Origin of the sequence: Tropicibacter alexandrii, assembly GCF_003667315.2 — a bacterium.
Taxonomy (GTDB): domain Bacteria; phylum Pseudomonadota; class Alphaproteobacteria; order Rhodobacterales; family Rhodobacteraceae; genus Tropicibacter; species Tropicibacter alexandrii.
On record NZ_RCTZ02000031.1, the window covers coordinates 1 to 17,876 of the forward strand.

18 protein-coding genes and 1 pseudogene are annotated in these 17,876 nt (G+C 59.9%); 10 read left to right on the forward strand and 9 right to left on the reverse strand.

All coding sequences use genetic code 11. The features are described from left to right. Positions 1 to 68: 68 nt before the first annotated feature. The 5 genes and pseudogenes from D8Z78_RS22955 to D8Z78_RS22975 all read left to right on the forward strand — a co-directional run. A pseudogene (locus tag D8Z78_RS22955) lies at positions 69 to 3,104 on the forward strand (strawberry notch family protein); the annotation flags it as partial. A gap of 121 nt (positions 3,105 to 3,225) precedes the next feature. Next, entirely contained in the window at positions 3,226 to 3,612 is a 387-nt protein-coding gene (locus D8Z78_RS22960; protein WP_090525086.1) for a DUF6878 family protein, read from the forward strand. Between the two features lies 1 nt (position 3,613). Next, the gene (locus tag D8Z78_RS22965) at positions 3,614 to 4,075 is read left to right on the forward strand and encodes a DUF6915 family protein (RefSeq protein ID WP_090525089.1); all 462 of its coding nucleotides are present in this window, start codon (positions 3,614 to 3,616) and stop codon (positions 4,073 to 4,075) included. A 100-nt stretch (positions 4,076 to 4,175) separates the two neighbouring features. After that, complete coding sequence (locus D8Z78_RS22970; RefSeq protein WP_090525091.1) at positions 4,176 to 4,478, forward strand: hypothetical protein; 303 nt, start codon at positions 4,176 to 4,178, stop codon at positions 4,476 to 4,478. A gap of 124 nt (positions 4,479 to 4,602) precedes the next feature. Then, positions 4,603 to 5,331 (forward strand): DUF736 family protein, encoded by a 729-nt coding sequence (locus tag D8Z78_RS22975; protein ID WP_090525093.1) that lies wholly within the window; start codon positions 4,603 to 4,605, stop codon positions 5,329 to 5,331. A gap of 600 nt (positions 5,332 to 5,931) precedes the next feature. On the opposite strand, the gene D8Z78_RS22985 is transcribed toward D8Z78_RS22975, so the two are convergent. Genes D8Z78_RS22985 through D8Z78_RS23015 form a run of 8 tightly spaced genes read right to left on the reverse strand, consistent with a single transcriptional unit; the run spans position 5,932 to position 10,620 of the window. Then, entirely contained in the window at positions 5,932 to 6,258 is a 327-nt protein-coding gene (locus tag D8Z78_RS22985) for a YnfA family protein (RefSeq protein WP_040546036.1), read from the reverse strand. Between the two features lie 56 nt (positions 6,259 to 6,314). After that, complete coding sequence (locus D8Z78_RS22990) at positions 6,315 to 7,667, reverse strand: dihydrolipoyl dehydrogenase family protein (RefSeq protein WP_017467591.1); 1,353 nt, start codon at positions 7,665 to 7,667, stop codon at positions 6,315 to 6,317. 22 nt (positions 7,668 to 7,689) lie between these two features. Further along, a complete protein-coding gene (gene merA, locus D8Z78_RS22995; RefSeq protein WP_057796628.1) occupies positions 7,690 to 9,120 on the reverse strand; it encodes a mercury(II) reductase in 1,431 nt (476 codons plus the stop codon). Position 9,121: 1 nt separating this feature from the next. Next, a complete protein-coding gene (locus D8Z78_RS24790; RefSeq protein WP_007803572.1) occupies positions 9,122 to 9,259 on the reverse strand; it encodes a hypothetical protein in 138 nt (45 codons plus the stop codon). After that, positions 9,256 to 9,642: a mercury resistance system transport protein MerF gene (merF, locus tag D8Z78_RS23000; protein ID WP_007803570.1), complete on the reverse strand. Its 387-nt coding sequence runs from the start codon at positions 9,640 to 9,642 to the stop codon at positions 9,256 to 9,258. Before merF ends, D8Z78_RS24790 begins: the two co-directional genes overlap by 4 nt. Further along, a complete protein-coding gene (locus D8Z78_RS23005; RefSeq protein WP_072629817.1) occupies positions 9,639 to 9,890 on the reverse strand; it encodes a hypothetical protein in 252 nt (83 codons plus the stop codon). The genes merF and D8Z78_RS23005 overlap by 4 nt, the downstream gene beginning before the upstream one ends. Positions 9,891 to 9,900: 10 nt before the next feature. Next, entirely contained in the window at positions 9,901 to 10,209 is a 309-nt protein-coding gene (locus D8Z78_RS23010; RefSeq protein ID WP_007803569.1) for a heavy-metal-associated domain-containing protein, read from the reverse strand. A 15-nt stretch (positions 10,210 to 10,224) separates the two neighbouring features. Continuing rightward, positions 10,225 to 10,620, reverse strand: coding sequence for a mercuric transporter MerT family protein (locus tag D8Z78_RS23015; RefSeq protein WP_425427228.1), 396 nt, complete (start codon positions 10,618 to 10,620; stop codon positions 10,225 to 10,227). An 88-nt stretch (positions 10,621 to 10,708) separates the two neighbouring features. On the opposite strand from D8Z78_RS23015, the gene D8Z78_RS23020 reads away from it, so the two are divergent. The 4 genes from D8Z78_RS23020 (at position 10,709) to D8Z78_RS23035 (ending at position 14,725) form a co-directional block, all read left to right on the forward strand. Continuing rightward, positions 10,709 to 11,122 (forward strand): MerR family transcriptional regulator, encoded by a 414-nt coding sequence (locus D8Z78_RS23020; protein ID WP_153218054.1) that lies wholly within the window; start codon positions 10,709 to 10,711, stop codon positions 11,120 to 11,122. 281 nt (positions 11,123 to 11,403) lie between these two features. Beyond that, positions 11,404 to 11,739, forward strand: coding sequence for a hypothetical protein (locus D8Z78_RS23025; RefSeq protein WP_234994812.1), 336 nt, complete (start codon positions 11,404 to 11,406; stop codon positions 11,737 to 11,739). Positions 11,740 to 11,869: 130 nt separating this feature from the next. Continuing rightward, entirely contained in the window at positions 11,870 to 12,469 is a 600-nt protein-coding gene (locus D8Z78_RS23030) for a rhomboid family intramembrane serine protease (RefSeq protein WP_017468205.1), read from the forward strand. Between the two features lie 279 nt (positions 12,470 to 12,748). Continuing rightward, entirely contained in the window at positions 12,749 to 14,725 is a 1,977-nt protein-coding gene (locus D8Z78_RS23035) for an ATP-binding protein (protein ID WP_072702316.1), read from the forward strand. Between the two features lie 204 nt (positions 14,726 to 14,929). Here the strand turns inward: D8Z78_RS23035 and D8Z78_RS23040 are convergent, their stop codons facing one another. Further along, on the reverse strand, positions 14,930 to 15,910 hold the full coding sequence (locus D8Z78_RS23040) for an Abi family protein (protein ID WP_072702319.1): 981 nt from the start codon (positions 15,908 to 15,910) through the stop codon (positions 14,930 to 14,932). 860 nt (positions 15,911 to 16,770) lie between these two features. Between D8Z78_RS23040 and D8Z78_RS23045 the strand changes: the two genes are divergently transcribed. Beyond that, entirely contained in the window at positions 16,771 to 17,700 is a 930-nt protein-coding gene (locus tag D8Z78_RS23045; RefSeq protein ID WP_090525676.1) for a DUF2493 domain-containing protein, read from the forward strand. Positions 17,701 to 17,876 lie beyond the last annotated feature (176 nt).

The window sequence follows — 17,876 nt, forward strand, 5'->3', positions numbered from 1 at the left end:
TTACAACGAAGAGCTCACGGCTAAAATAGCCGCTGAGTGACGAACTCCAACGTCTCCGGTAAACCCGGACTGGTTCAGGTCGTGATGACTTGCGCCTGCCCGCACGGTTGGTCGAGGAGGGTCACCTCTCCGAGGCGCAGCTGGAAACCATCATCATGGCGCATGACGCCCATGGGCGCGACCTGCCCGGTCGGTTTACCATCGATGACGACCAGACCAAGCTGACGCGCGCCGATGATGACCCGGATGCACGTGCCTATCGCCTTGGCTATTTCCTCGGCGACGGCACCGGTTGCGGCAAGGGGCGCGAATGCGCGGGGCTCATCCTTGTCAACTGGCTGGCCGGGCGCAGGAAGGCGATCTGGGTCTCCAAATCCGCCACGCTCATCGAGGACGCCATCCGCGACTGGACCGATCTCGGCGGCTCGCCCGCCGACATCCAGCCGGTCTCCAAATGGAAACCGGACCAGTCCATCCCGATGGGCGACGGCATCCTATTTGTCACCTACGCCACGCTGCGGTCCGCGGGCAAATGCGGCACCACGCGACTGAGCCAGATCCTCGCCTGGATGGGCGAAGACTTTGAAGGCGTGCTGGCCTTTGATGAGGCCCATGCCATGCAGAACGCGGCCGGGTCCGAGCAGGGCAGGGGGGTCAAACCCTCCCAGCAGGGCCTTGCTGGCCTCCGGCTGCAACTGGCAGCACCCCGCGCTCGCGTCTTCTACATCTCGGCCACGGGTGCGACGAGCGTCCACAACCTCGCCTATGCCGCGCGGCTGGGGCTCTGGGGGCAGGGCCCCGAATACCCCTTCCCAAGCCGCGAGAGCTTCGTTTCTGCGATGGAAGCCGGCGGCGTGGCTGCCATGGAGGTGGTCGCGCGCGATCTCAAGACGCTCGGGCTCTACACGGCGCGTGCCCTCAGTTTTGATGGGGTGGAGTATGACGTGCTCGAACACGCGCTGACCCCGGCCCAGATCGAGATCTACGACGCATACGCGGGTGCTTTTCGGATGATCCACCACAATCTCGAAGCGGCGCTGACTGCGACCGGCGTCAACGACGCCTCGGGGGAAACTAATGCGTCGGCCGCACGCGCCTCGGCCAAGTCCCGCTTCGAGAGCACGAAGCAGCGCTTCTTCAACCATCTCCTGATGGGCATGAAAGCCCCGACCATCATCCGTGCGATCAAGGACGACCTGGCGGCAGGCAATGCTTGCGTCATCCAGGTTGTCTCGACAGGCGAGAGCCTGCTGAAGCGTCGGCTTGAGGCGATGGACCCGGAGGATGAACTCGTCGAGGGTGCCTTGACGCCGCGCGACTATGTTCTGGGCTACCTCGAACAGGCCTTCCCGATCCATGCGCAAAAGCTCGTGGAGATCGACGGCAATATGGTGGCGGAACCCTTGCGGGATGAGACCGGGGCGCTCGTTGTCTCGCGCGAGGCGCTCGCTTTGCGTGACGCGGCCATGATGGAATTGATGACGCTGGCGCCGATCCCCTCGGCGCTCGATCAGATCCTCTGGGCATTTGGCGATGAGGCCGTGGCAGAAGTCACGGGGCGGTTCATCCGGCCACTCAAGGCCGAGGATGGCCATCTCTTCATCGAGAAGCGCAGCGCCAGCAGCAATTCGTCCGAGACCCAAGCCTTCATGGACGGCGAAAAGGATATCCTGATCTTCTCCGACGCGGGCGGTACGGGCCGGTCCTACCATGCGGCGCAAACCGCGAAGAACCAGAAACGGCGGCGGCACTATCTTCTGGAGCCCGGCTGGCGCGCGGATGCAGCCATCCAGGGGCTCGGCCGCACGCATCGCTCGGCCCAGGTCAGCGCACCGTTCTTTCGGGTCTGCACCTCCGATGTGCATGGCGAGAAACGTTTCACCTCGACGATCGCCAAACGCCTCGACCAGCTGGGGGCCCTGACCAAGGGCCAGCGCGAGACCGGCTCGCAAGGCATGTTCCGCGAGGAGGACAATCTCGAAAGCCCGATCGCGCGAGCGGCGCTGCGTGGGTATTTCGCCGATCTTGCCGCCGGGCGCGCCGAGGCGATGAGCTACGAGAGCTTCACCGACTGGACGGCCCTGCGGCTGATCGACAAGGACGGGGTGCTGCTCGAAGAGCTTCCCCCGATCCAGCGGTTTCTCAACCGGGTGCTTGCCCTTCCCATCCACATGCAGAACGCGCTCTTTGCCGAGTTCATGCGCCGGATTGCCGATCAGTCTGAGCGGGCGCGCGCGGCGGGCACGCTCGATCTCGGCGTGGAAACCCTACGTGGCGAAAAGATCGAGCAGGTCTCCACCGAGGATCTCTGGACCTGCCCGAAATCCGGCGCCGTGACGCGGATTATCGGACTTGAGGTGACGGACCCAGTGTATGTCCTGGTCGCCGAAGAGGCCATATCGCGCAATCCCGACAAGCTGCCGATGGTGAATCGCGCCTCCGGTCGCGCGGCGCTCATCTCGGCGCGGCCCATGCAGATGTATGACGAGGACATTGTCACGCTGATGCGCAAGGCGGTGCGGCCAAACGGGTCGAGCTATCTCGAAGAGGCACGGTTTGAGTCCTCGGCTTGGGAAGAGATCGACAGGCCCGAATTTGCGCAGATTTGGGAGGCCGAGGCTGCGTCCCTGCCAAAAACCACCACGACCAAGCTCTACCTGCTGACCGGGCTGCTGCTGCCGATCTGGAAGGACATTCCGACCACCAATGAGCGGATCTACCGTGTCACGCCAGACGGGGCGACGGCCATGATCGGGCGGACGCTGAGTGAGGAAGGGGCGGCCTCGCTGCGCGCCCGCTTCCTCGTCTCCAATCCGCAAACGCCACAGGAGATGTTGACCGCCGCCCTCGGCACCACCGCACCTGTCGATCTGGGCCGGGGTCTGACCCTGACCCGTCGCCGGGTCGCAGGCGAGATGCGCCTTGAGTTGGGCGGTGCGGATCGGGGCATGATCGATGGCCTCAAGGCGCTCGGCTGCTTCACCGAGATCATCGCCTTCCAGTTGCGTGTGTTCCTGCCGCATGGGGACGGGATCGACACGGGAAGCATTCTGGCCCGGATCGTGGGGCAGCGAGTCGCCAAGGTGGCAGAACAAGCCGCCTGAAAAGTCAAAGCGAGCTTCCGGTCGGGCGGCGTGGATGGGATTTGGCCGATCTGCGCTTTCCGGGCGCGCGCTGACCAATGCCAGGCCCGGCCCCCCCAAATTCAGATAAGAGGACAGACCCATGACCAATCCCCAGATCGACTATGCCGCAATGGCGGCTCAGTGGCGTGCAGAGCGCGAAACCACCTTGAAGGCATCCAGAGTGGAGCTGCTCGCGCAACTACGTGCGCTTGGCATCAGCGAGGTCGCTGTCGAATACGAAGGCTATGGCGACTCCGGCAATGTCGAGGATGTGACGGTGCAGCCTGCAGAGGTCCAACTGCCGGAGCCGCTTGCCACAGAGGTTGGCGACTTCGCCTGGTCGCTCGCCTATCACCATCACCCGGGGTTCGAAAACAACGAGGGCGGCTACGGCACGCTGACCTGGGACATCACCGCCGACAGTGTCACCTTGGATCATGCCGACCGCTATGTCGAATGCTCGCACAGCTATGACGAGGGGCTGTGAGATGGCCCATCCGCTTCATCATGCCGAAAGCTCTGCCCGGAAATTCGGCGGGGTGCCGTCCGACTATCAAGCCGTCCACGACTGGTTCGACGCTTCCAAAGAGCACCTCGCGCTCTTCACGCACAGAGCCATGCGTCACCATGCGCAAGGCCTTTTTGAGGCCGAACGGGTTTTTGGCCTGACACTGACCAATAGTGCGGGCCGCGACATCCCCGTGCGCTGGATCGGCGAGCAGCATATCCGTGAAGACTGCCAGGGCCGCATCCCGAGCATGGCGGACTGGCTGCGACGGATACAGCCTGAGCCATGGATGGCCAATGGCCACATCGACCGGCATTCCGGCGATGAGCCCTGCGGCGACCCAAGGGTTGCCTGGGCCTCCGAGGTCGCCGCCGGACGAACGGTTCTTGGCCTGAAAGATTGGATGGCGGCGCGCGCGACGCGGGCCACGCAAAGCGCCTGACAGCTCTCGGCCGTTTGCCAAACGAATACTGTATGGAAGCCCGGTTGGAAGATCGGGCTTCTTGCGTCGTTTCCCCACCATTCTTCTTGAGGAGGATCGCATGACACTCAATGATATCAAGGCGGCCGTCGATGCGGGCCAGACCGTGCATTGGGCCAATACCGGCTACGTCGTCCACAAGGACCGGCTCGGTCAGTACCTCATCACCTATGTGCCGAATGGTAGCTGCATCGGTCTGACCGACCGGGGCGGGCACCGGTTGAACGGAAAAGAAACGGAGTTTTTCGTCGCGCAATCGAAGGACGCCGCAGAAAATCCGGGCAACCAATCAAGACCAGACGGGCAGGGGAGGGGCGTAGCACCCGGAGGCGCGGGGGCATTCCCACTCGGACGGCAGCTTTGACCCGTGGGCGGGGCTGAAAGGAAAGCAGGCTTTCTGATTTGTGATCCCTCAAGGGGTCGAGAAAGCAATCCCGGATGCGTTGGCAAAAACGTCAGGCACCGGCCAATCCAAAAGGAACCATCCCATGTTCGCAGGAACCCTCACCCGCAACGTCGAGACCGCAGCCGCTCAGTACACCGGCATGATCCATTCGACACGTTTCGATATCGCCATCCAGCTTGAAAACCGCCCGAAGATGTCCGAACGCAGCCCGGATTTTGACGTAACGGCAGTCAACAAATCAGGCCGCAAGGTGCGCATCGGCACGGCCTGGAACGAGACCGGCAATACCAGCGGAAACCCTTACATCTCGATGCAGATCGATGTCGGCTTGGGCCCGTTCCGGGTCAATGCGGTGCAGACGAAAGAGGCGCGCGCGGCCCAGAGCGGCGAATTCGAGATCATCCCGCTGGTCTCGAACGGCCTGATGAAATCCGGCTCGATCTCGGGCGAGCTCACCGCTATGGACGCCGACAACGCCTTCACCGGCTACATCGCCAACATGATGTTCGATCTGGAATTCATGCTGATCGAGAACAGCTATAAATCCGAGGAGACTCACCCCGATTACCGGATCGAGGTCAGCTCGCCCCGGGGCACACCGATCCGCGTCGGCTCGGCCTGGATGGCGAAAAGCAGCCGCACGGGCAATGACTACCTGTCGCTGCTGATCAACACGCCCGATGGCGACCTGCGCGTGAACGCCGTGCAGAACGAAGAACAGCGCGGTGGGCAGACCTTCTCGATCATCCCGTTCATCGACAGCGGTGAGCAGCCGCAGGATGCAGGCACGGGGCTGTCGTTGGTCGCCTAATCGGCGCGCGAGATAAAACGATACGAACCGAAAGGGGAGCCGTGGGACCACGGTTCCCCTTTTTCCATGTCTGGCGGTACGACGCACACATCTGCTTGCGATCTGCTGAATATGATATACGATAATATATTATTGAGAGGACGAGGGTAGGCACATGGTGGCGAGACTGGGAAAAGCTCCGTGGTTCGAGAGCTTTGATGTAGACGCCGAGGTTGAAGAGCTTCTTGCTCATATCGTGCGTTGCACCGGATTTGCGCTGCCTGAACGACAGCGTGATGTCATCATGACCCATGCAAGGTCGAAGCTCGACAGGACAAGGCAGGCATATCTGGACGCCAAGGCAGGGGTCTGCTCCGGCTCAGTGCTAAATCCTACGTTAAGCAAAACCGGTCGTTCCTTCTCGATACAGCGAACGGCAGTTCAGAGCCCACTTTGACCGATGCTGCGTAAAGGATGTATCGCTGCTTTCGAGGGCGGTAGAAAACCTGCTTGATCGCAGCCGCGATGCGGAGGGAAAGCAGCGCCGAGTTGTCGGAACGCGTGAACCAAAAGGCGATCTAATCGAACGATTCAGCGCTTCACCCCGTCTGCGGCTGCCTCTCAAATACTGCGCGGTGCCCAGAGAATAATACCCGCACCGACAAGGCAAATGACCGCTCCAACTACATCCCATTGATCCGGGCGATGCCCTTCTACGCCCCATAGCCACAGCAGGGACGATACGATGTAAACGCCACCGTAGACTGCATAGGCGCGGCCCGCCTGATCGGCGGGGCTGAGCGCCAGTAGCCAGGCGAAAGCGGCAAGGGACAGCATGCCCGGTGCCAACCAAAACACGCTCTTGTCCAGCCGGAACCAGGCCCAGAAAGCAAAGCATCCGGCAATTTCGGCCAGCGCAGCGGCGAAGTAGATAAGAACCGTCTTCATCGGGCCAGACATACGTTCCGAGGAGGATCGGGTCTATTGCGAAAAATCTTTCAAATTCAGAGAAGCGAGCCCAAATCCGATCCAACACTTGGATAGGCCGCCGTCATCGACTTAAGTTGCTTGGCCGCCAGGCCCAGCTTGATTGCCAGCCCGAAGAAATTGATCAGTTCGCCGTATTCCGGGCCGAACAGGTGCGCGCCGAGGATCTTGCCGTTCGACTTGTCCACGAGGACCTTCGCGGCAGCAGAGGTCTCGCCGATCCGGTAGTTCGAATACCAATCGCCAGTGTCGGTGAACCGAACATCGACATCATACCCGGCGTCCCTTGCCTCACTTTCCAACATGCCGACACGCGCCACTTCCGGGACTGTGAAGACGGCTGTAGGAATACCGGCATAATCCGGTGCGGTCTGAGTGTCTTTGAGCATGTTGGAGGCCGCGACCTTCCCTTCGATCACTGCGACTGGCGTCAGCGGCATGCCATCGGTGTCGGCGGAATCTCCGGCGGCAAAGACCGCGCTGTTTGTCGTGCTTTGCAGATGCGGGGCTACAACGATGCCCTTGTCGCTGTAATCAACACCAGCCGCCTCAAGATTCAGATCGGCCAGGGCTGCCACACGGCCCGCGCCATGCACGACCAGATCGGTTTCGATTGTTCGGGTTTCATCGCCCGACTTCACCTCGACAGTGAATGCTCTACTGGCTTCCGAGACCGACACGATTTCGGTTTCGCGCATCAGGTCCACGCCGATACCGCCGCTGCGGTCGATCAGCATTTCGACCAGATCGGGATCGAAGCCGCGTAAGGGCCGGGCGCCACGATCCACGATGATCGGGTTGGCTCCGGCCCGTGCGGCGATATGCGCAAACTCGAAGGACACGAAGCCGCCACCGATAAAAAGAACCCGATTGGGAAGGGCCTCCAGGTTGAGGAAATCCGTGCTGTCGATCACGAGATCGGCCCCTGTGAAGCTCAGCGGCCTGGGCATGGCACCGGCGGCCACGAGGAACCGTTCCGACTGATATGCCGTTCCATCGACCTCCAGCGTGTTGCTTCCCGTGAACCGCGCGGCTCCATGCAGGGTTTCGACGCCGTTGCCCGACAGGCCCTTTTCCATCTTGTCCGGCACGGGATCGGTGAAGCCACGCTTGTGTGCCATCAGATCGGCCCAGTTGATCGACAGATCACCGGGATCGATCCCCTTGCCCTGCATGAGCCGTGCCGCGTCCATGATTTCCGCACCGCGCCGCAGGATTTTCTTTGGATCGCAGCCGCGCAATGCGCAGGTGCCGCCGTAGGGCAGCGCATCGACAATGGCGACACGCCATCCTGCCGCGCCACATTTGTTGGCCGCGGCCACGCCCGCCATGCCCGCCCCGATGACGATCAGGTCGTAGTCTTCATTCATTCTCCGGTCCTTGTCCTGATCTTCATCCGGCGCAGCAGCTCAACTTTGCCACGTCCATATCGAAGGTTTGCGCCGCCAGCTTCAGCCCTTCCACGGTCGTCAGATAGGGGAAGATCGTCTCCCCGAGCGCCTTTGTGGTCATGCCAAACTTCAGCGCCATAACGAGGGTCTGGATCGTATCGGACCCCTCGGGCGCGATGATCTGGCCGCCAAGCAGCCGGTCGGACTTTCTGTCCGCCACCAGCTTGATCAATCCGCGCGTGTCGCGTGCGGCCAGTGCGCGCGGCACCTGATCGAGCGGTACGATGGACGTCTTGACGTCGAGGCCCGCGTCCCGCGCCTGGGCTTCACCGAGACCGACGCCCGCGACCTGCGGGTCGGAAAACACCACCCAGGGCATCGCGGCGTTGTCGTAGCGATGGTCTTCGCCGAGAACCGCATTTTTGGCCGCGAGCTTTGCACCATAGGCCGCCATATAGACGAACTGGTCGCGGTCGGTCACATCGCCTGCGGCATAGATGCCGCGCACCGATGTCTGCATGTCCTCGCCGACGACGATGGACCCACGCGCGTCGGTTTCCACGCCGATTGCGTCCAGGCCCATATCTTTGGTATTGGCCCGCCTGCCAGCGGTCGAAACGAGGTGATCCGCCGTCACTTCGACAGGCTTTCCGTTCTGGATCACGCGCAGTGTCACGCCCGCGTCGTCGCGGCGCACAGTGTCGTAGCTTAACCCGGTCAGAAGGGTGATGCCTTCAGCCTCGAACGCCGCCGCCAATGCCTCCGAGACCTCTGGTTCCGCGCCGGGCAACAGATGCGAACGGGCGACAAGCGTGACCTTCACGCCCATGCGGCTCATCATCTGGGCCAGCTCCGCGCCGATGTAGCCCGCGCCGATGAAGATCAGGCTTTTCGGCAGTACTTCGAGTTCCAGAAGACTGGTGCTGTTGAGCGCGCCGATTTCCTCGATGCCGTCGATGGTCGGCAGAACGGGACGCCCGCCCGTGGCGATGATGGTCCTCGGTGCTTTCAGGGTTCGCTCACCGACTGTCACGCCACCTTCGATCAGCCGCGCGGGACCGGCGTCGATGTAATCGACATCCTCATATTCCGGCAGAAGGTCCGCGTATTTCTTCTGGCGCAGGGTCGTGACCAGATCGTCCTTGGACTGAACGAGCGTCTGCCAATCATCCACTTGTGCCCGTCCCGACAGGCCGGGGAACCGCTTGGCAGCCCCCGCACAGTGCACGGCCTCTGCCGCACGGATCATCGCCTTGGAGGGCACGCATCCCACGTTGACGCAAGTTCCGCCGATGGTGCCATGTCCTACGAGGGCGACACGCTTTCCGGCATCCGCGCCGGTAATTGCGGCGGAGAACCCCGCCGATCCGGCCCCAAGAACGATCAGGTCATAGCCGCCCTGTTCATCGTCGTTTTTGTTCAGGTCTTTCATCTCAGCGCGCCTCGCCATGTTCGGGGTCTTTTGGTCTGGCGGCGAGCAGATATATGACCGCGCCGATGGCGATCAGCGGTGTCAACATGCCGAGGAGGCCGAAGACCATGCCGGTGGCGGTGCAACATCCCATCATCATAAGAGCGATCCTTTCTTTTGCGCACGGTTCAGGAGAACCGCGTAGAGTGCTGTGGCGGCGAAAACGCCGATTGTGATCCGTATTGCGAACCTGAATTCGAGAAGAATGATCAGGATCGACAGGGCCACCGCGAGGCCGGTGGCCCAAAGTTTCGGGGCCGGTCCCGGTTTGCCAGCGCGCAGCCAAAGGGCCTGTGCCACCACGGCGAGGCTGAAAAACAGCAGCGGGAACAGGGCGTAATCGAGCCAGCCCGTGAGGGCCGACAATCCGACGCCAGCGACGATGACGACCAGAAGCGGTGTAAAGCAGCAGAGCGCGGCGAAGAGCGCACCGCCAAGCCCCCATTTCAGCAGACGGTCGGAATTTTCAGGTGTGTCAGTCAAGGAGCCGTCTTTCTTTGTGATGGGTCGGGGCCGGAGGCGCGTTTCATTTGCGAACGACGCAGTGCGCGGACGATCAGGTAGGTCAGACCCGCCAAAACCAGCACGGCAATGCCACTCATTCCAGAGAGCCAAGCCCCAACGCCGCCGAACAACGCTGCAAGCACGGCAGTTCCGCCGCCGCAGCAGACGACCACGACCGGAGCTGCTATTCCGAAGGCCAGCAGGCCACCCATCAGATTGTCACGCATTGCAGGCGGCTCAGGAGGCTGTGTCGGGCAGCACCTGCGCCGGATAGCCATTGGCCGTCACCGCGCCGATGATGCTTTCGATGGAAGTTTCGGCGTCATCGTAGGTCACGCTGTAAACACCCTGCCCGTATTCGGGGCCGTCCTCGAATGCGGCGATCTCGACCGACGGAACACCGCGCATCGAGCTGGCAACAATGAACGAACAGGACGGGCATGTCAGTTCGCTGACGGCGATCTCGACCTGGCGCTCTTCAGCGAGGGCCGGGGTCGAGAGTGCGACGATGGCCAGGGCGGATAACAGGAGATGCTTCATGGTCATGGTCATGGTCCTCGTTCAGAATTTCAGGATGAAGGGGGTGATGTAGGGAAAGATCATGGCGACAGCGACAATCGCGGAAGCGGCCCAGAGGGTTGCGCGCATGATGCGGCGGTCGATGGGGCGGGCGCAGGTGCCATCGGCACAGGCCTCGGCATCTACAGGCTTGTAAGCCTTGTAGAAGCCGTATCCCAAAAACGCGGCGCTCAGCGCGAAGGTGTACCATTTGTAGGCATAGAGCGCCCCGAGCTGCGCGATGAACACGCCTGTCACGCCAAAGCTGACCAGCACCAATGGAAGGATGCAGCAAGAAGTCATCGCCAGCGCACCGAGGACGCCGAGGCCGGTCACGCCCCATCCCTTGGTGGTTTCGTCGCCAATTTTCTGCGACTGAGATTGCGGAAGTTCCGCCAAATGTTGTTCCATCGAATCTTCCTTGAACAGATGTTTCCACCGTTCTAGGGTCTGTAGTTGATACAGGCTCAAGGGATTTTTCGGCACAATGAGTAACACAAGCGTGAGATCAATTCGGCGGGGCGATTTGGCCCGCGCAACGGGCTGCAACCTGGAAACCATTCGCTATTACGAGAAAATCGGGATCATGCCGGACCCGCCGCGCAGTACGAAGGGCTACCGAAGCTACGACGATGCCCACGTCAAGCGGCTGAAATTCGTCATGCGGTCCCGCGATCTAGGCTTTTCTCTCGAAGAGGTTCGCGGGCTGCTTGGGCTGGTCGATGACCGATCCCGGACATGCGCCGAGGTGCAGATCATCGCCGAAGATCATCTGACTGACGTTCAGGCCAAGATTGCCGATCTGCAGCGCATCGAGCGCGTCCTGTCGGACACTGTTGCGCGATGCACCGGCGATGCTGCCCCAGAATGCGCGGTGATCGATGCGTTACTCGATGCTTAGTCCACCCTAAAGAAGAGGGGGCAACGGACCTTCGTGAACGGCGCAGCGAAAGCCCGAAAAGTCCCGCACTGTGTGATTTTATGCGCAGCGCAGCGAATGGCGGCTTTCACAAACGCAGGTTTGTAAAACGGATGTAAAATAGGCTCTCAGATAGCGAACTCGTGCATCTCAGCTCGTGTCTCAATGTAAATTCCGCAAAGGGTGCCAGCGTCAGGGAAAAATATTTCTTAACGTAGGATTTTGCACTGAGCCGGAGCAGACCCCAGGCAGCAGGAAAGCCGGTGTCCACCTCGCGGCGTGCGTATCTGACCGACCTGCAGGACACGATCTTCATGGCGATCCCGGAAGAGAACCTCGCGCTGATGCCGCTAAGCCAACAGGTCCTGAACGACCCTTCATTTTACGCGGACGCCATGCACTATGCCGCCGCGATCAGCGAGGATGAGCTCTTCATGGCGCTGTCCTCTTCGCTGAAGGACATGACGGTGCAAGACGCCCGGGCGTTCGTCTCGAAGCTCTGGCACAGCACGATCGATGACAATGCCCGCAAATATGCCGAAGCGTTGAAGCGCCCCGAGCGTGAAATCATGCCGCTGCGGCCTGGGAACACCGTGTAAGATCGGAGCCATTCTCTTGGCTTGAGCCCTACCGAGGTTGGCCGCCGCGAATCCCCTTTCCCGGAGGTGGCACCCTGTGCAGCGCGCGAAAGCCGTTGAAGGCGCTGTGGGGACGACTACTGTCGCCAACATGATGAACTGGGATCACATGCGCGTCTTCTTCCGGCGCACCGCGGCGCTTGCCGCTTTTGTCGCGCTGCTCTGGGCGATCCAAGTCGTCAATTGGATCACCGGCTACGGCCTGAACCCGGCCTTCGGCCTGATCCCCAGGCACGGCAGCGGGTTGGATGGTGTCATCGCTATGCCCCTCCTGCATGGGAGTTTCTCGCACCTGATGGCCAATACGCCGCCGCTCCTGGTGATGGGTGGGCTGCTGGTGGCAACGACCACGCGAGGCTTGCTGTCGGTGAACGCCGTGGTGATCGGCCTAGGGGGCGGTCTCGTGTGGTTGTTCGGCGGCTCGGCGATCCATATCGGTGCGTCGGGGCTGATCTTCGGCTGGTTTGGCTTCCTCATCGCGCGCGGTCTTGTGGATCGCTCTCCGATCACGCTGGGCGCGGCGCTGGTGGTCGGTGTCCTCTATGGCTCTATTCTCTGGGGCGTTCTTCCGGGCCAACCCGGCGTGTCGTGGGAGGCGCATCTCTTCGGCGCTATCGCGGGCGCGGGCGCTGCGTTCCTAATCCGAACGCATGTCCATGCGCCGCGCCTCGGCGGCGTCGATCTGAACTGAAACAGTGCAATCGGGCCTAAGCTGCCGATCGACCTCGTTTGGTGCAGCGTATGCTTCATGATCTTGCCAAGAAAGTGCTCTGAACGGTTGCCGTGACTTCTCGAAAGATGGAAATGGCCCACGTTGTTGTTCTCTCCTCTCGTAAACAGAGAAGAGGTGGAGAGGACCAGAACTTGCTCGGCAAGTGGGCTCGCAGGTCAGGGCCAAGGAAAAGTGTCGGATTGCGCCCTAGCAGCTACGCAGTCATAGTGCCACTGAGGGCAGGCGGGAGCAAATAGCATGGACGTTCGAATTCAAACCGGCTGGGACAACGACCCCGCAGGGCGCATTCGAAACTTATCGCTTGCTCCGAATGCCAAGAACTCACTTTTCCCACTTTTTGAAGCTGTGATGAACTCCATTCACGCCGTCGAAGACAGATTTGGCAAGGATAATCTCAGCAAGGGCGAAGTCACAATCGAACTGCACCGCACTGAATCTGGGGAGATGGAAGGCTTTACTATTTCTGACAATGGAATTGGCTTTAACGAAAGCAATCTCGAGTCTTTTCGCCGAATGGACTCACGTGCCAAAGAAAAGATTGGCGGAAAAGGCGTAGGGCGCCTTGTTTGGCTCAAGGTGCTGGACGAGGTGCGTATTCAAAGTGTTTACGATGACGGGTCCATCGGTCGTTCTATTTCTTTTGATTTCAAGGTTTCCAACCCAACGGACAATCTGACCCTTGCGCCAGCGGATCAAAGCACTCCAGGCTCAATTATTCAGTTGACTCCCTACAAACGTGACTACGCTCTGCACATACCGAAGAAGGCAAGCACGATCACAAATCGGCTTTTGGCTCATTTCATAAGTTACTTCATCAATATCAGTCATCCAAAAATTACGGTCTGTGATGTTGATGCCGAGATAGACCTGTTCGAGGCATTCTCAGAATCAGTTGAGCGCGATGCAGATTATCGGTTCACTTTATCCGCTTCTGGCGGGTCCGAAGATTTTGTCTGCCACTGTTTTCTGCTTCCCAAAGCAATCTCTGACGACGAAAGAAGCACGAACGCACTTTACCTTGGAGCAAACGGACGTGCTGTAAAACGGTTCGACATGGACGGGGTGATTGGCCTTAAGGCTATTGATAGTAAATTCGCATTCCTTGGGTATATTGAAAGTGCGGCCCTCGATGAATCTGTGAATGACACAAGAACGGACTTCTCTTTGTCAGAAGATGAGATTGAGAGCATCGTCGATCAGGCGAAAGAGCGCGTCAAGGAGTTCCTCGCCCCCGAACTCGCTGAGATTCGAGAGAAGCAGACAGGCATTGTCAGCGCCCTCCGCATCGAGCATCCTCGTTTCCTTAGTATTCAAGGTACGGATGCTGAAGTCGCGGAAACGCTCCATTACGGCACGAACCGGAAAGAGGACATATTTGTGGAAATGTCCCGTCAGTCGCTGCGTCAATATGAACGCCGTAAGAATGCTTTCAAACGGTCAATTGAGAAGAAGTTGCCTGACGTGGAGGCGAAGGCCAAAGAGTATGTCGCAGAACTCAAGCAAGAGTCGGTGTCGTCGCTTGCTGAATATGTCATGAAGCGCAAGTTGGTTCTCGATGTGTTCGAAGAGAGCTTGAAATTCAAGCCTAATACAGATCAAGATTCCGAGTATGAGGACGTTCTCCACGACATAATCTGCCCTCTGAAATCCACTTCCTCGGATTTGGATTACGACGATCACAATTTATGGATCGTTGACGACCGACTGGCATTCTACTCATATTTCAACTCTGACACCCGCATGGAAAAGCAAGTGTCAGATCCCACTCACCCAAAAGATAGGCCAGACGTCTCCATTTTCGACCTTGGCCTTGGCTTTGAAAATGAAGACAAGTCTTCCCCAATCACTATTGTAGAATTCAAGCGTCCGAAAATCGACAACTACACTTTGGAGAAAAACCCCATCACGCAAGTCCGAAAATATGTTGAAGACATGCGGAAGTCTGGTGAGGCGATCAAGTATGACGGGACTCCCATACGCTCAATCGAAGAAACTACGCCGTTCATGTGTCACATCATCGCGGATATAACACCCAAGCTACGTGATGTCATGAAGGCTCTCGGGAACTTCCACCGAAAGGCGGGTTCAAACACATACTATTCGTGGGACGCGTCCTATTCGATTTTTATCGAGGTCTCGTCTTTCAAAGACGTTCTCGAGTCCGCTAAGTCACGCAACCGAGCATTCTTCGAACGTATCGGGATCTCAGTATAATCAAGTTTGCTTCCGCGTTTCTCTGCCACTTTAACTAATACGCAGGGAACCACCACTTTCCACCCTTCCTTGCGGAACGTAGCGCCAACCCATTCCTCATAAAGAAGGGCGCACGGGTCGCTGTGACTGACCTGCAACGCAGCTTTTCTGAACCGGCCTTTTGGGACATCGTGCGGCAATGTCGGATAGCAGGAAGTCGGCGGGTCAGTTCCAGATGGCCTCGTACTCCCAGCCCTCCGGGAACCCGGCTGTCTGCGGACGAATTTCGTAAGGGAGGTCTTGGGTCAAGATCTTGTCGCGAAGACGGATGTGCCACCTGGTGCGCGGATAATACTGCCGCAGCATGAAGATCATGATGACGATCGCGCTGTAAATCTTTTTCGTGGGCGCATCGTCCCCCATCCTGGGCTGGCGGAGGTGGTCGAGCTGTCCAAATGTCGTTTTTGGGGGAACCCCAGGGCTGTTAACCAAGGGCTTGTTCCACGTTCGGGCGTGATGTGCGCAGCTGTTGCGGACGTCATTGAGCGCTGTGATCCATGAAGCGAATGTCTTCATGGGGAGGTCCGGGTGAATACGCGCCGCGATTGCCATTTTGTTTTTGTCGGACAGGTGGGCGATAATGTGGGTCAGGTTGCCCCAGGTCCATGTCCCAGCCTCGATCCAAATCGGTGGAGGACCAAAGTACTTTAGTGAGAAGTGCTTCGCGAAGTCCTCTTTAGAGCTTCTGAAGTGCTGATCCAGTCCGGCTATGAAGAGCTCGAGAGGCGTGCTGCCATCTTCGCCCTTTTCGCTGAAGCGATCCTTGTATGAGCGTCTGTCGCGATGCGCATGTGGTCCCAGCTCCCCAAGGACTTCAATCATCGCGGTTCTAACCGCGATCTCGATGCGCTCAATCGCGTCCAGAAGCTCGATGCGCAAGGTTTTGTCGAAGAGATAGAAGTTGATAGCCTGATCGAAGGACGTACCCTCTTTGAACTTGTCGCATCGAACCTTCTGCTCCGTCTCGCCGTCTGGAGTTGGGATCGGGCAGAAGTCACGATAAGGATACCCAAACGCGCTGAGTCGGTAGTATCCGATGCGGTGCAGGGAGCGCTCGGCATGGCCTCGGTCAGGGATTTCCATACCCCTCATCAACATGATGTCGATGCATTCATCGATCGACTTGTGCTGCTTGAGGTACTTCAATGTTGATACGGCGATGTCCAGAAATTAGAAGACCGGGCTGTAACGAGGCGACTGAGGCCAGGTCAGGGAGCACCGGTCATAAGGCAATAATGTATAATAGTGTCCGCGCTGACGATGTCAACATTGTAGACGGGGCACCGAACGGTGAGGCAACGCGGGATGTCAGTTCGGTGCGCCGAGACTTGATCATGGCTGCGCTTTGCGGCCATTGGAGCCAATTACAGCGAACTTCCGCTACCCGCCCATTACATCGAATGCTTGGACAAGTAATCCGTATAGTCGGTAGCGGCGTCGCCAGCACATCAACCCTGGCCAGAGCCTTGCGGCCTCCCCAGCTCGGCTTCGCGTGTCGCAGGGGAGAACGGCCCTTCGGTCCGTCGCGCATTCGGCCATGCGGCCTCACCGCGGCGTTGCGCCCGGCATCCCGGTTTGCCCGCCTCGCGAGCACGTCCCTCCCCGGTCGCTCCGCCGGATTGCGCTCTGGTCTGTTTTGGCCTTAGGCCAAAACGATCCCGCCACTCCATCCGTCTCCCGCGTCCGGTCGGGCCGTTTGCCTGCTCGGGTCGGGCAAACCTACCGTCAAAACACACACACATGAGCGCGGAAGCATATCCTCCGGATGGCCCCCAAATCAGCCCGCGTCAAGGATCGCAAAACTTTTCGGCGAGGGCGGAGCCGGTGGCGCGGGGCGGTCCCGTGCGCAAGCGCGCGCAAGTGTCGGGTGCCGCGCGCGGAAAACTTTTGCGCCCGGCAAGCCGGCGGCTACGCCGTCCCTGACCCGGGCAGATTCGGAAACCAGGCATTCGGCCATGCCCCCACACTCACGTGGTGGCCTTGGAACCGAACACTGGAGACCAGACATGGCTTACGACACTGCAAACACCTACGAGACCATCGAACTTTTCGGACTGACTGAAAAGGACGCGCAGCTGCCGATCCCGGAGGATCACGTTCTGACCGACCACATCGTCCGCGAGAGCTTCGAGGCTTTGCTCGGCCAGCTGCGCGGGACCGGGCTTGAAGCAGAAATCGAACCGCTGGCCCATGGGCTCGCGACGATCCTGCAGCGCCGCAAGGTGGCACTCGGCAAGGAGGTCGACCGCACCGCCGACAAGATCGGCGCGCTGGCAAAATCCCACGACGGATCGGAAATCGCCGAGACCGCGCTCGAAGAGGCGCAGGCGCGCTTTGTGCAACTGCGCGAGATTGTGAGCGCCATCGAGGTGATGAGCGAGGCGGCGGCGGAATGCTACGAGATCGAGACGGGCCACGCCTACATCCCGGCAGCCGGATCGCGCGCAAGCGTCCGGGCGAAAGAGACCGGGGCGGTCTTCGAGGCGCGGCAGCTGCTGGAGCAGCACGACCGCGAGACTGCCGAGAAGTCGAAAGTCGAGGGGGTGCCCCTGATCGTCTCAGGCGCCACCGACTGGACCGATGTTGATGTGATCTTCAACACGCTCGACAAGGTTCGCGAACGGATCAAGCAGAACCGCAACCAGGAGATCTTCCTCTGCCACAAGGGTGGCAAGCACGGGGCGGAGATGATTGCGGCCCGGTGGGCCCGGGCACGCGGGGTCGCGCAGGCGCGCTTCGATCCGCGCTGGTCCGCGCACGGGCGGGCGGCACCGTTCAAGTGCAACGACGAAATGCTGGACGACAAGTTCGCGGCGACGGGGGTTGTACTCTTCGGCGGCAACGGGGTCGCGCTGAACCTCGGGCAGAAGGCGGAAGCGAAAGGTCTGACGGTCATGCGGGTTGCGGACCCGGCGAAGAAGGCTGCGCAGGATTGAAGAGAGGGGGTCGCGCTTGGCGCGGCCCTTTCGTCATGTCTCATGGCGCGTGCGGTCGGTCACGCGTGATCGGTAGTCTGCGGCGGCCAGCAGCGTTATCCCTCTACCCGGTCCGTCAGAGTGCGGCCCATCCGCATCGGTACGGGCTGGGGATGGTACGCACCTCACGCACATCG

Coding starts and splice junctions, on each gene's coding strand:
- D8Z78_RS23010 (WP_007803569.1), bottom strand. CDS start 10,209: ATGACCATGAAGCATCTCCTGTTATCCGCCCTGGCCATCGTCGCACTC.
- D8Z78_RS23020 (WP_153218054.1), top strand. CDS start 10,709: ATGAGTAACACAAGCGTGAGATCAATTCGGCGGGGCGATTTGGCCCGC.
- D8Z78_RS23045 (WP_090525676.1), top strand. CDS start 16,771: ATGGCTTACGACACTGCAAACACCTACGAGACCATCGAACTTTTCGGA.
- D8Z78_RS22975 (WP_090525093.1), top strand. CDS start 4,603: ATGTTCGCAGGAACCCTCACCCGCAACGTCGAGACCGCAGCCGCTCAG.
- D8Z78_RS23035 (WP_072702316.1), top strand. CDS start 12,749: ATGGACGTTCGAATTCAAACCGGCTGGGACAACGACCCCGCAGGGCGC.
- D8Z78_RS22965 (WP_090525089.1), top strand. CDS start 3,614: ATGGCCCATCCGCTTCATCATGCCGAAAGCTCTGCCCGGAAATTCGGC.
- D8Z78_RS23030 (WP_017468205.1), top strand. CDS start 11,870: ATGATGAACTGGGATCACATGCGCGTCTTCTTCCGGCGCACCGCGGCG.
- merA (WP_057796628.1), bottom strand. CDS start 9,120: ATGAAAGACCTGAACAAAAACGACGATGAACAGGGCGGCTATGACCTG.
- D8Z78_RS24790 (WP_007803572.1), bottom strand. CDS start 9,259: ATGATGATGGGATGTTGCACCGCCACCGGCATGGTCTTCGGCCTCCTC.
- D8Z78_RS22985 (WP_040546036.1), bottom strand. CDS start 6,258: ATGAAGACGGTTCTTATCTACTTCGCCGCTGCGCTGGCCGAAATTGCC.
- D8Z78_RS22970 (WP_090525091.1), top strand. CDS start 4,176: ATGACACTCAATGATATCAAGGCGGCCGTCGATGCGGGCCAGACCGTG.
- D8Z78_RS23005 (WP_072629817.1), bottom strand. CDS start 9,890: ATGCGTGACAATCTGATGGGTGGCCTGCTGGCCTTCGGAATAGCAGCT.
- D8Z78_RS22990 (WP_017467591.1), bottom strand. CDS start 7,667: ATGAATGAAGACTACGACCTGATCGTCATCGGGGCGGGCATGGCGGGC.
- D8Z78_RS22960 (WP_090525086.1), top strand. CDS start 3,226: ATGACCAATCCCCAGATCGACTATGCCGCAATGGCGGCTCAGTGGCGT.